The organism is Ralstonia sp. GX3-BWBA (assembly GCF_003290055.1).
In the GTDB taxonomy this organism is placed as follows: Bacteria; Pseudomonadota; Gammaproteobacteria; order Burkholderiales; family Burkholderiaceae; genus Ralstonia; species Ralstonia holmesii.
Map to the genome: position 1 here is coordinate 166,500 of NZ_QMKS01000002.1, position 12,707 is coordinate 179,206.

Consider the following 12,707-nt stretch of genomic DNA (forward strand, 5'->3'; position numbering starts at 1 on the left):
GATGCGCGCGAAGTGAACGAAGGCGCGCGGGATCAGGATCGACGTGCAGCTTACCCGAACTTTTTGGCGCACGGACGCTCGTCGAATGGCATGTCGAATATCCGAACCGACAAGGAATGCAGGCCGATCCTGCGCAAACGTGTGCTCAATTGCTCACAACAGCGGCGCGCGGCCATATGCGTCTGCTCCAACGCCCTGGGCAAGCGGGGAGGGCGGCCTCCAGCTACAATAACGCCTTGTTTTTGTTGCCTTTTTGCCATGAACCAAGCTGTTCGCTGGAAACCCGGTGTTACCGTTGCCGCCGTCATTGAACAAGATGGGCGCTTTCTACTGGTTGAAGAGCACACCGATGTCGGCTTGCGCCTGAACCAGCCTGCCGGCCATCTCGACCCGGACGAAAGCCTGGTCGACGCCGTCGCGCGCGAGGCGATGGAAGAAACCGCGTACAGCTTTGTGCCGACCGCGTTCCTGGGCTGCTACATGGCGCAGTTCCAACCGCCGCAGGGGGATCCGATCACCTATGTGCGGATGGCATTTACCGGCGAGCTCGGCCCCCAAGACCCGCGCCGCGCGCTGGACGACGGCATCGTCCGCACCGTCTGGATGACACCGGATGAAATCCGCGCCAGCCGCGAACGCCACCGCAGCCCGTTGCTGCTCGCCTGCGTGGAAGACTACCTGGCCGGCAAGCGCTACCCGCTCGACGTCATCCATACGCACGCCAGTGTGTATGGGCTCGGAGGGCAGCCATGAGCAAGAAGCGCATCGTCGTCGGCATGTCCGGCGGGGTGGATTCGTCTGTCACTGCCTGGCTGCTCAAACAGCAGGGCTACGACGTCGTCGGCCTGTTCATGAAGAACTGGGAAGACGATGACGACAGCGAGTACTGCTCGACCCGGCAAGACTGGATCGACGTGGTATCGGTGGCCGACCTGATTGGCGTGGATGTGGAAGCCGTCAACTTTGCCGCCGAGTACAAGGACCGCGTATTTGCTGACTTCCTGCGCGAATATTCGGCTGGCCGCACACCCAATCCCGACGTGTTGTGCAACGCCGAGATCAAGTTCAAGGCCTTCCTCGATCACGCGATGGCGCTGGGCGCCGACACGATCGCGACCGGGCACTACGCCCGCGTGCGCGAGGTCGATGGCCGCTTCGAGCTGCTCAAGGCGTTCGATCACACGAAAGACCAAAGCTACTTCCTGCACCGGCTGAACCAGGCGCAGCTCTCGCGCACGCTCTTCCCGCTGGGCGAGATGCCGAAGACGAAGGTGCGTGAGATCGCCGCCGAGATTGGCCTGCCGAACGCCAAGAAAAAGGATTCCACCGGCATCTGCTTCATCGGCGAGCGGCCCTTCCGCGATTTCCTCAACCGCTACCTGCCGACCAAGCCCGGCCCGATCAAGACGCCCGACGGCAAGACCATCGGCGAGCACATCGGCCTGGCGTTCTACACGCTGGGGCAGCGCAAGGGCATTGGCATCGGCGGCAGCCGCGACGGCACCGGCGATGCCTGGTATGTGGCCCGCAAGGACATGGCGGCCAACACGTTGTATGTGGTGCAGGGTCACGATCACCCGTGGCTACTGGCGCACACCGTGCATGCTGATGATCTGAGTTGGGTGGCCGGCCACGCACCCGCCGAAGGCGCCCATCTTGGCGCCAAGACGCGTTATCGCCAGGCGGATGCACCTTGCACGGTTGTACGCGCGGCAGATGGCGCGCTCACGCTGGCCTTTCCCGAGGCGCAATGGGCCGTCACACCCGGCCAATCCGCTGTGCTGTATGACGGTGAAATCTGCCTGGGCGGCGGCATTATTTCGGCTGCTGAACCGGCTCTCGTCGAAAAGGCGATCGCCTAAGCGCTTTTCGCAACACTGCGTTGTGACGGCTGCGGCCGTTGCGGCACTCGTTTAAGCTTGCGCCCTGATTGTCTCCACACAGGGTTGTCATGCTGCCACGTCGCTACTGGGCCTTTGCGGGCGTTGTGCTGTTGTTTGCCGTCACCGCCGGGTTTGCGATAGCGGGGCGTCTGCATTGGGTGTGCGCGGTCATTCCGGGCATGCTCGTCATCCTGGGCGTGCACGACATCACACAGGCGCGCCATTCGGTGTTGCGCAACTACCCGCTCTGGGGCCATTTCCGCTTCCTGTTCGAGTTCATTCGCCCGGAGATCCGCCAGTACTTCGTTGAAGACGATACGGACGAAAAGCCCTTCTCGCGTGCCCAGCGCAGCATCGTCTATCAGCGCGCCAAGGGCGAAGTCGATAGCCGCCCGTTCGGCACTGAAGTCGATGTGAAGGTGCCGGGGCACGAATGGATCGGCCACTCGCTGGCGCCCACGCGCATCGCCTCGTCGGACTTTCGCGTGATGGTGGGCGAGGGCCGCGCCAAGCCGTATTCCATGTCGGTGTTCAACATCTCGGCGATGAGCTTTGGGGCGCTGTCGGGCAATGCCATTCGCGCGCTCAACCGTGGCGCGAAGCTCGGCAACTTCATTCATGACACGGGTGAGGGTTCGATCTCGCCGTACCACCGCGAAGAGGGCGGCGACCTGATCTGGGAAGTGGCGTCGGGCTACTTCGGCTGCCGTGACGCCAATGGCCGCTTTGATCCGGACCGCTTTGCCGAGCAGGCGCGCAGCCCGCAGGTGAAGATGATTGAGGTGAAGCTGTCGCAGGGCGCCAAGCCGGGGCACGGTGGCGTATTGCCTGCTGCCAAAGTGACGCCCGAGATTGCCGCCACGCGCGGCATTCAGATTGGCAAGGACTGTATTTCGCCAGCCGCGCATTCGGAGTTCAGCACGCCGCTGGGGCTGCTGCAGTTTGTGGATCGGCTGCGCACGCTGTCGGGCGGCAAGCCCACTGGCTTCAAGCTGTGCATCGGACATCCGTGGGAGTTCTTCGGCATTGTCAAGGCGATGCTGGAGTCGGGCATCCTGCCGGACTTCATCGTCGTCGACGGCGCGGAGGGCGGCACGGGTGCAGCGCCGCTCGAATTTACGGACCACGTCGGCACGCCGCTGCAGGAGGGGCTGCTGCTGGTGCACAACACGTTGGTGGGTGCCAATCTGCGAGACAAAATCAAGATCGGCGCGTCGGGCAAGATCGTCACGGCGTTTGACGTGGCGCGCACGCTGGCAATGGGTGCCGACTGGTGCAACGCTGCGCGCGGCTTCATGTTTGCGCTCGGCTGCATCCAGGCGCAGAAGTGTCACACCGACCGCTGCCCGACCGGCGTAGCAACACAAGATCCGTCTCGCCAGAAGGCGCTCGTGGTGCCCGACAAGGCCGAGCGCGTGCATCAATATCACGCGCACACGTTGCATGCGCTGCTGGAACTGACGCAGGCGGCCGGCTTGCAGCATCCGGCGGATTTTCGCGCGCACCACATCGTGCGGCGCGTGTCGGGCAACGAGGTGCAGTTGCTCTCCGCGCTGCTCAAGTACCTGGAACCCGGCGACCTGCTTGCGGGGCGGTACCGCTATCAACTCTATGAGCGCTACTGGCCGATGGCCCAGGCCGAACGGTTTGATCCGGTGGCCGTGTAACGCTCGTGAGTTTCCGTTGCTACTGCGGCTGGGTTTCCATGAAACTCGGCCGCTTTTCAATGCGCGCGTAGAACGTCGCCAGGTTGGCGTGACGTTCGCGCCAGTCGATCTGCGGCTGGCGGAAGTCCAGGTAGGCAAGCGCGCAGCCCACGGCGATGTCGGCCAGCGTCAGGTGGTTGCCGTTGCACCAAGTCTTGTCAGCCAGGCCTTGCGACATGGCTTGCAGCGCCTGATCGATCTTGTGGGTCTGGCGCGCGAGCCACGTTTCGCTGCGTTGCTCGGGCGTGCGCTGCGTATGTTCGATGCGCAGCATGAGCGCGGCGTCGAGCAGGCCGTCGGCCAGCGCCTCCCAGCAGCGGACTTCCACGCGTTCGCGGCTCGAGGGCGGAATGAGGCGCGCCACCGGCGAGAGCGTATCGGCGTATTCCGCAATCACGCGCGAGTCGAATAGGGCGCCGCCATCGTCCATCACCAGGCAGGGCACCTTGCCCAGCGGGTTGAACTGGTGGATTTGCGTACCTGCGCTCCACACGTCTTCCAGCACGAACTGGTAGTCGATTTTCTTTTCAGCCAGGACGACGCGCACCTTGCGGGTGTACGGGCTGGCATGCGATCCGATCAGTTTCATAGGCGTGTCATGTTGGAGGCGGAAGTATAGCTGCGCACTTTCCCGAGTGCGCTGCGCGGCGCCTGAACCCGACTCAACCAAACGGAGGCTTGCTTTAGGCCGGATTGGCCATGAAAGACAGGTGCCGGGTGGTAAAATCGCGGGCTTGCTTGGGTGCGCGTATGCACCTTGGTTCAACGCGCAACGCCGCGTCCGGGTTGTCCGGATTGAGATTCCCTTCACATTTTTCCCCGCCTGCCATGTCGTCGCTTTCTGCCCTGACCGCTCTGTCTCCCATCGATGGCCGCTATGCTGCCAAGGCCGATCCGCTGCGCGAGTGGCTGTCGGAAGCCGCTTTCATGCGCAACCGCGTGAAGGTGGAGGTGCACTGGCTGATCGCCTTGTCGCAGGCCGGCCTGGCCGAGATTCCGCGTTTCTCGGCGGCCGCCGAAGGCGCACTGCTGGCCCTGGTCGAGAACTTTGCCGAGGCAGACGCCGCCCGCATCAAAGAGATCGAAGCCGTCACCAACCATGACGTGAAGGCTGTCGAATACTGGATGAAGGAGCGCGTGAAGGGCAACGCCGAGCTGGAAGCCGCCAGCGAGTTCATCCACTTCGCCTGCACGTCGGAAGATATCAACAACACCTCGCACGGCATGATGCTCAAGGGCGCGCGCGATACGGTGATCGTGCCGACGCTGCGCCGCGTACAGGCTCGCCTGGTGGAACTGGCGCATGCCAATGCCGACGTGCCGATGCTGTCGCGCACGCACGGCCAGCCGGCCAGCCCGACCACGCTGGGCAAGGAAATGGCCAACGTGGCCGCCCGCCTGGACCGTGCCATCCGCCGCGTCGAAGCCGTTGAACTGCTGGGCAAGATGAACGGTGCCGTGGGCAACTACAACGCGCACCTGTCGGCATATCCGTCGCTGGACTGGGAAGCCTTCTCGAAGAACGTGATCGAGACCCGCCTGGGCCTGACGTTCAACCCGTACACCATCCAGATCGAACCGCACGACTACATGGCCGAGCTGTTCGACGCCGTGGCCCGCGCCAACACGATCATCCTGGATCTGGATCGCGACGTCTGGGGCTACATCTCGCAGGGCTACTTCAAGCAGAAGACCAAGGCCGGCGAGATCGGCTCGTCGACCATGCCGCACAAGGTCAACCCGATCGATTTCGAAAATTCTGAAGGCAACGTCGGCTTGGCCAACGCGGTGCTGCGCCATCTGTCGGAGAAGCTGCCCGTGTCGCGCTGGCAGCGTGACCTGACGGATTCGACCGTGCTGCGCAACATCGGCGTGGCGTTCGGCTACAGCCTGCTCGCGTACGACGCCTGCCTGCGCGGCATGGGCAAGCTGGAAACCAACCCCGCCCGCTTGGCCGAAGACCTCGACGCCTGCTGGGAAGTGCTGGCCGAGCCGGTGCAGACCGTGATGCGCCGCTACGGCATCGCCAACCCGTATGAGCAGTTGAAGGAACTGACGCGCGGCAAAGGCATCTCGCGCGAGGCGCTGCGTGAATTTATCGGCACGCTGGCGATTCCCGAAGACGCCCGCAAGTTGCTGCTGGACATGACGCCCGGCAGCTACATCGGTAAGGCTGAAGAACTGGCACGCCGTATCGCCTGATTGTTGCAAAAATTTGGTGGTGCCGTGTGAAGAACGGCCCGCTCTCGAATCCGGGGGGCGGGCCGTTTTGCTTGGTGTCTTCCGAAGAACCTTTCGGCGGGCCGCTAGTATTAGTATGCCTAGTCAATCAAAAAATTTGAATTGCTTGATGAACTTCAGGCGGCCTTGGCCGGTCGGATCGCGCAAATAATGCACAATCGTTTGGCGCCGTGGTCTTACCCACAGGCGCCGCCTACTGAGCGCTCAAAAACACCGAGGGAACCGATGTCACAAGCCGCCCACTCGAATCTCGCCACGCGCGGCGCCGCTGACCACGGCGCCTATGCCAAGCCCGCGATTGCGATGCACTGGATCGTCGCCCTGCTGATCTTCGCGGCCTTCGGGCTCGGTTTGTACATGACCGATATCCCGGGCTTTACGCCAACCAAGCTGAAGCTGTTCTCGTATCACAAATGGATTGGCATCACGGTGCTGATCTTTGCGGTGCTTCGCGTACTGTGGCGTCTGACGCACCCCGCCCCGGGGCCCGTGCCGGGCATGCCGAAGTGGCAGCACGCCGCCGCGGAAGCCGCACACGTCGGGCTGTATTTGCTGATTCTGGCGGTGCCGCTGACCGGCTATCTGCTGAGCGTCGCAGCCGGGGTCAAGGTTGTCTATCTTGGCCTGTGGGAACTGCCGATGCCGTTCGATAAGAGCGATGCGCTGAAAGACATCTTCAGCATGGCGCACGAATGGCTGAACTGGACCATGGCGGCTATCGTCGTGCTGCACATTCTGGCCGCGCTCAAGCACCACGTCGTCGATCGTGACGGCACGCTGCGCCGCATGGCGCCTTTCCTCCGCTGATTTCCAAACACGCCGGTGCACGGTGTGTGCCGGCGCTCTGCCTTTCCATCCTGACCAAGACTGCCGGCATGACCCGGCCTGACCGAAGGAGTCTGATGATGAAACGTTTTGTGCGCCCCCGCGCCATTGCCCTGGTTGCTGCCGGCGCGCTATCGATCGCTGCCGTATCGGTATCGGCCATCGCCCAGGTCGATGCCGCCAAGAGCAGCGTCACCGCCACCGGCAAGCAGCTCGGTGTGCCGATGGACATCAAGTTCGGCAAGTTCGACGCCGCAGTCAATTACAACCCGTCCAACGTGGCTGCATCGACCGCGAAGGTCGACATCGACGTGACGAGCGTTGACGTCGGCAGCAAGGAATACAACGACGAACTGAAGAAGAAGGACTGGTTCGACACCGCCAAGTACCCGAAGGCGACGTTCGTATCGTCCGCATTCAAGCCCGGTGCAGGCGGCAAGGTCGATGTGATCGGCAAGCTGACCATCAAGGGCGTCACGCAGGACGTGACGGCACCGGTGACGTTCAAGCAGGACGGTGCCAATCAGATCTTTGAAGGCGCGCTGCCGGTCAAGCGCAACGTATTCAAGGTGGGTGACGGTGAGTGGAAGGACACGTCGGTTGTCTCGGACGACGTAACGATCAAATTCCGCGTCGTCATCGCCAAGAAGTAATCAGAAGTCTCAATCCAACGTTTTTCGGCCCTCGTGTGCCGCCTTTTATTCCGCAGGAGTTCTCATGAAATTGCGTATCCTCGTTGCCGCCCTGTCCGCTGTTGCCGCCACCGCCGCCTTTGCTGCCCCCGCTACGTACCAGCTCGATCCGAGCCATACGTACCCGAGCTTTGAAGCCGACCACATGGGCGGTCTGTCGAAGTGGCGTGGCAAGTTCGAGAAGTCCAGCGGCACCGTGACGCTGGATCGCGCAGCCAAGACCGGCAGCATTGACGTGACCGTGCAGACCGACAGCATCGACTTCGGTCTCGCCAAGATGAACGAGCACGCCAAAAGCGCCGAGATTTTCGACGTGGCCAAGTACCCGACCGCCTCGTTCAAGGGCAACTTCACGAAGTTCAAGGGCGACGTGCCGACCGAAGCCGAAGGCCAGTTGACGCTGCATGGCGTGACCAAGCCGGCCAAGCTGGAAATCGACGCGTTCAAGTGCATGCCGCACCCGATGCTCAAGCGTGAAGTCTGCGGCGCCGATGCCGAGATGAAGTTCAAGCGCGACGACTTCGGCGTCGATTACGGCAAGGCTTACGGTTTCAACATGGAAACCAAGCTGAAGATTCAGGTGGAAGGCATCAAGCAAGACACCAACGTCGCACAGCAGTAAGCCACGCGATCGCCACAGCCAAAGAAAAAGCCCCGCAGTTGCGGGGCTTTTTTGTTGCCCGAGGGATGAATCCTCGGGGCAGCGCGTAGCAGGGTCTTCAAACCTGCGCGCCAAAGTTCGGATCGTCTTCTTTCGGCCCACCGGCCTTCTTCTCAGACTTGACCAGGTCTTCGCGCTTGACGCCCAGCCACATGCACAGCGCAGCAGCCACAAACACCGACGAGTAGATGCCGAACAGAATACCGATCGTCAGGGCCACGGCGAAGTAGTGCAGCGTCGGGCCGCCGAATACCAGCATCGACACCACCATCATTTCGGTTGACCCGTGGGTGATGATCGTGCGCGAGATGGTGCTGGTAATCGCGTGATCGATCACCTCGTGCGTATTCATCTTGCGGTACTTGCGGAACGCTTCGCGGATCCGGTCGAAAATCACCACGGATTCGTTGACCGAATAGCCCAGCACCGCCAGCACCCCCGCCAGCACCGACAGCGAGAACTCCCACTGGAAGAATGCGAAGAAGCCCAGGATGATCACGACGTCGTGCAGGTTGGCGATCACACCCGCCACGGCAAACTTCCATTCGAAGCGGATCGACAGGTAGATCACGATGCCGATCACCACGAACAGCAGCGCCAGCAGGCCGTCGGTGGCGAGTTCCTTGCCGACCTGCGGGCCGACGAACTCAACACGCTGCAGCTTGGCGTCAGGGTTGGCGGCGTTCAGGGCCGTCATCACCTGCTGGCTTTGCACGGCCGAGGCGATGGGCTTGCCATCCGGACCGGTCTTGAGCGGCAGGCGGATCATCACGTCGCGCGAGGTGCCGAAGTTCTGCACCTGGGCGTCGGCATAGCCGAGCTTCTCAACGTCGCCGCGGATCTTCGGCAGATCGGCGGCCTGGGTGTAAGCGACTTCCATCACCGTACCGCCAGTGAACTCCACCGACAGGTGCAGGCCCTTGTGGAACAGGAAGAAGACAGCGGCGATAAACGTCAGGAACGACAGCGCGTTGAGAATCAACGCGTGCTTCATGAACGGAATGTCGCGGCGGATGCGGAAAAACTCCATGGTCTGCCCTTTGTGGCGACCGCCCCTTTTGTGCCGGGGGCGGTGCCGGTTATGCGAGATTCGTTGTGGGTGGCGTGATTACTTGGCGGGCGATTCTGTGTTCGCATTGCCCGGCTTCCACACCTGCCCGATGGCGACGCTCTGCAGCTTCTTCTTGCGGCCGTACCAGAGGTTCACGAGACCGCGGTTGAAGAACACTGCCGAGAACATCGACGTGCCGATCCCCAGGCAGTGCACGATCGCGAAGCCGCGCACCGGACCCGAACCGAAGGCAATCAGCGCCAGGCCGGCGATAAGCGTGGTCACGTTCGAATCGAGGATGGTCGCCCATGCACGGTCGAAACCGGCGGCGATGGCCATCTGCGGCGATGCGCCGCCGCGCAGTTCTTCACGCACGCGCTCGTTGATCAGCACGTTGGCGTCAATGGCCATACCGAGCGCCAGTGCGATTGCCGCGATACCCGGCAGCGTGAGCGTGGCCTGCAGCATGGAGAGCAGGGCGATCAGCAGGAACACGTTGACACCCAGGGCTGCCACCGAGAACGCACCGAACAGCATGTAGTACAGCACCATGAACACCGAGATGGCGAGGAAGCCGTACAGCGCTGAATCGAAACCCTTCTTGATGTTGTCGGCACCCAGCGACGGGCCGATGGTGCGCTCTTCGATGATCTCCATTGGCGCCGCCAGCGAGCCTGCGCGCAGCAGCAGCGCCAGATCCGAAGCTGCCTCGGTCGAGCCCATGCCAGTGATCTGGAAGCGCGAGCCCAGTTCTGACTGGATGGTCGCCACCGTCAGCACTTCGCCCTTGCCCTTTTCAAAGAGCACGATGCCCATGCGCTTGCCGATGTTGTCACGCGAGACATCGCGCAGCATGCGGCCGCCCTGGCCGTCGAGCGTGATGTCGACCGACGAGTTGTGATTCTGGTCGAAGCCGGCCGAAGCGCTGGTGATGCGGTCACCCGTGAAGATCACCTGCTTTTGCAGCAGCACCGGAGCGCTGCGGCCTTGCGTGAACAGTTCGTCGCCCAGCGGCACCGGATCGCCGGCACGCGGCACGAGCGGCGCGTTCGGATCTGCCAGGCGCGCTTCCAGTGTGGCGGTGCGGCCAATGATGTCCTTGGCCTTGGCCGTGTCCTGCACGCCGGGCAGTTGCACGACGATGCGGTCCGGACCCTGCTGCTGGATCACCGGTTCAGCCACGCCGAGTTCATTCACCCGGTTATGCAGCGTAACGATGTTCTGCTTGACTGCGTTGTCCTGCACTTCCTTCATCGCAGCGGCGGTGAAGGTACCGGTGAGCGTGGCGCCGTCTGCGCTCTTGTCCACGGTGTAGGCCAGTTCGCGGGTCGAATCGGCCAGCAGCGCACGGGCGCGGTCGGCCTCGTCCGGGGTGCTGAACTTGATCGTGATCGTGTTGTTGTTGCGGTCGATACCGTTGTGGCGGATACCCTTGTCGCGCAGTTGCGTACGGATGTCGCCGGCCAGCGAGTCGAGCTTCTTCGTCACGGCACCGTTCATGTCGACCTGCAGCAGGAAGTGCACGCCACCGCGCAAATCGAGGCCCAGGAACATCGGTTTGGCAAAGAGCGGCGCGCCACTCAACCAGCGCGGCGAGCCCGGCAGCAGGTTCAGCGCCACGATGTAGGTCGGATCGGCTTGATCAGTGTTCAGGCCGCGAGCCAGGACGTCCTTGGCCTTGAGCTGCGTGTCGGTGTCGGCAAAGCGCACGCGCACGCTGGCGGAGGTTCCATTGTTGTCGAAGAACACACCGTTGGGCTGAATGCTGGCCGCGGCCAGCAGGCTTTCGACCTGCTTTTGCACGTTCAGGTCGACCTTGACGGTGGCCTTGCCTGAAGACACCTGCACAGCAGGCGCCTCACCGAAGAAGTTCGGCAGCGTATAGAGGAACCCAATGGCAAGCGCCACCAGGATCACAATGTATTTCCAGAGCGGATAGCGATTCATCTTGGAATGCAGAGAGGCGACGCCGAGAGGCGCGGGCGCGGATTCTTAGAATAGGCGCTGCCTGGGGTTCCGGCGCCAGCGCGATCGTGCGCGGCGCCGGGATGGGCCGATTTACAGTGCCTTGAGCGTGCCCTTGGGCAGCACGGTCGTCACGGCGCTCTTCTGGACGGTGATTTCGGTGTTGGCAGCGATTTCCACGGTGACGTACTGCTCAGCCACCTTGCTGACCTTGCCCAGAATGCCACCGGCGGTGACGACTTCGTCGCCCTTGGCCAAGGCTTCGAGCATCGCCTTGGTTTCTTTCTGGCGCTTCATTTGCGGGCGGATCATGATGAACCACAGCACCACGAACATCAAGATGATGGGCAGGAAGCTCATCAGGCCACCCGCGGCACCACCAACAGCCGGTGCAGTTTGCGCGTAAGCGTCGGAAATCAGGAACACGTCAGAACTCCGTAATGGTTCGTCAATCGGTCAAAAATCGGACCCGACATTCTACCATTGCGGTGCCGCGGCAAATGGGCGCGCCTGGCGCCCTGTGGAGCGGGGTTACAGCGCCCCGCGCGCGCGGTCTGCGGCAAAGCGCGCCTGGAATGCGGCAAAGCCGTGCGACTCGATGGCGGTGCGCATCTCGGCCATCAATTCCAGGTAGTAATACAGGTTGTGGATGGTGTTCAGGCGGGCCCCCAGGATTTCGCCGACGCGCTGCAGATGGTGCAGGTAAGCGCGCGAGAAGTTGCTGCAGGTGTAGCAGCCGCAGGTCTCGTCCAGTGGGCGCGGATCGTTGCGGTGTACCGCGTTCTTGATCTTGATGTCGCCAAAGCGGGTGAAGAGCCAGCCGTTGCGCGCGTTGCGGGTCGGCATCACGCAGTCGAACATGTCGATGCCGCTGGCAACGCCCGCCACCAGATCTTCCGGCGTACCCACGCCCATCAGGTAATGCGGCTTGTTGGCAGGCAGACGCGGTGCCACGTGCTGCAGCACGCGCATCATGTCTTCCTTGGGCTCCCCGACCGACAGGCCGCCGATGGCGTAGCCGCCGAAACCTTCGCCGCCTGCATCGGCGTCAATTGCTTGCAAACCGGCGAGCGATTCATCGCGCAGGTTCTCGAACATGCCGCCCTGGACAATGGCGAACAGCGCGTTCGGATTCTTCTCGCGCTCGAATTCGTTGCGCGAGCGTTGCGCCCAGCGCAGGCTCATGCGCATCGAGGCGGCGGCTTCCGCCTCGGTGGCGGGGCGATCGCCGATCTTGTACGGCGTGCATTCGTCGAACTGCATGACGATGTCCGAGTTCAGCCGGCGCTGGATCTGCATCGAGATCTCGGGCGACAGGAACAGCTTGTCGCCATTGATGGGCGATGCAAACGTCACGCCTTCTTCGGTGATTTTGCGTAGATCACCCAGCGAAAAAACCTGAAAACCGCCGGAATCGGTCAGGATGGGCTTGTCCCAGCCATTAAAGCCGTGCAGGCCCTTGTGCGCGTCCATCACTTCCAGGCCGGGGCGCAGCCACAGGTGGAACGTGTTGCCCAGGATGATCTGCGCGCCGATGTCCTTCAGCTCCGCCGGCGACATCGCCTTGACCGCGCCATAGGTGCCCACCGGCATGAAGATGGGCGTTTCCACCACGCCGTGGTTCAGGGTCATGCGGCCGCGTCGGGCGAGGCCATCGGTGGTGAGCAGTTCGTACTTGAGCAT

The 12,707-nt window shown here is 62.5% G+C and carries 12 protein-coding genes; 7 read left to right on the plus strand and 5 right to left on the minus strand.

The features are described 5' to 3' along the window. Positions 1 to 258 precede the first annotated feature (258 nt). From DOD19_RS01520 to DOD19_RS01530, 3 genes are all read left to right on the plus strand, one after another. A complete protein-coding gene (locus DOD19_RS01520; RefSeq protein ID WP_112183685.1) occupies positions 259 to 753 on the plus strand; it encodes an NUDIX hydrolase in 495 nt (164 codons plus the stop codon). After that, the gene (mnmA, locus tag DOD19_RS01525) at positions 750 to 1,862 is read left to right on the plus strand and encodes a tRNA 2-thiouridine(34) synthase MnmA (RefSeq protein WP_112183687.1); all 1,113 of its coding nucleotides are present in this window, start codon (positions 750 to 752) and stop codon (positions 1,860 to 1,862) included. The genes DOD19_RS01520 and mnmA overlap by 4 nt, the downstream gene beginning before the upstream one ends. Before the next feature lie 89 nt (positions 1,863 to 1,951). Continuing rightward, complete coding sequence (locus DOD19_RS01530; RefSeq protein ID WP_112183689.1) at positions 1,952 to 3,550, plus strand: FMN-binding glutamate synthase family protein; 1,599 nt, start codon at positions 1,952 to 1,954, stop codon at positions 3,548 to 3,550. Between the two features lie 19 nt (positions 3,551 to 3,569). On the opposite strand, the gene DOD19_RS01535 is transcribed toward DOD19_RS01530, so the two are convergent. Beyond that, a complete protein-coding gene (locus tag DOD19_RS01535) occupies positions 3,570 to 4,178 on the minus strand; it encodes a glutathione S-transferase (protein ID WP_024979069.1) in 609 nt (202 codons plus the stop codon). 239 nt (positions 4,179 to 4,417) lie between these two features. Between DOD19_RS01535 and purB the strand changes: the two genes are divergently transcribed. From purB to DOD19_RS01555, 4 genes are all read left to right on the plus strand, one after another. Next, complete coding sequence (gene purB / locus DOD19_RS01540; RefSeq protein ID WP_024979068.1) at positions 4,418 to 5,791, plus strand: adenylosuccinate lyase; 1,374 nt, start codon at positions 4,418 to 4,420, stop codon at positions 5,789 to 5,791. A 264-nt stretch (positions 5,792 to 6,055) separates the two neighbouring features. Beyond that, entirely contained in the window at positions 6,056 to 6,637 is a 582-nt protein-coding gene (locus tag DOD19_RS01545) for a cytochrome b (protein WP_024979067.1), read from the plus strand. Positions 6,638 to 6,735: 98 nt separating this feature from the next. Beyond that, on the plus strand, positions 6,736 to 7,308 hold the full coding sequence (locus DOD19_RS01550) for a YceI family protein (protein ID WP_024979066.1): 573 nt from the start codon (positions 6,736 to 6,738) through the stop codon (positions 7,306 to 7,308). 64 nt (positions 7,309 to 7,372) lie between these two features. Beyond that, positions 7,373 to 7,969 carry a YceI family protein gene (locus tag DOD19_RS01555; protein WP_024979065.1) on the plus strand — a complete coding sequence of 199 codons (597 nt, stop codon included), beginning with the start codon at positions 7,373 to 7,375 and terminating at the stop codon, positions 7,967 to 7,969. Between the two features lie 97 nt (positions 7,970 to 8,066). On the opposite strand, the gene secF is transcribed toward DOD19_RS01555, so the two are convergent. The 4 genes from secF to tgt form a co-directional block, all read right to left on the minus strand. Then, on the minus strand, positions 8,067 to 9,038 hold the full coding sequence (gene secF, locus DOD19_RS01560; RefSeq protein WP_024979064.1) for a protein translocase subunit SecF: 972 nt from the start codon (positions 9,036 to 9,038) through the stop codon (positions 8,067 to 8,069). A 78-nt stretch (positions 9,039 to 9,116) separates the two neighbouring features. Beyond that, entirely contained in the window at positions 9,117 to 11,006 is a 1,890-nt protein-coding gene (secD, locus tag DOD19_RS01565) for a protein translocase subunit SecD (protein WP_112183691.1), read from the minus strand. Between the two features lie 111 nt (positions 11,007 to 11,117). Next, positions 11,118 to 11,450 (minus strand): preprotein translocase subunit YajC, encoded by a 333-nt coding sequence (gene yajC, locus DOD19_RS01570; protein WP_024979062.1) that lies wholly within the window; start codon positions 11,448 to 11,450, stop codon positions 11,118 to 11,120. Positions 11,451 to 11,555: 105 nt separating this feature from the next. Further along, positions 11,556 to 12,707, minus strand: a complete 1,152-nt coding sequence (gene tgt / locus DOD19_RS01575) for a tRNA guanosine(34) transglycosylase Tgt (protein ID WP_024979061.1) — start codon at positions 12,705 to 12,707, stop codon at positions 11,556 to 11,558.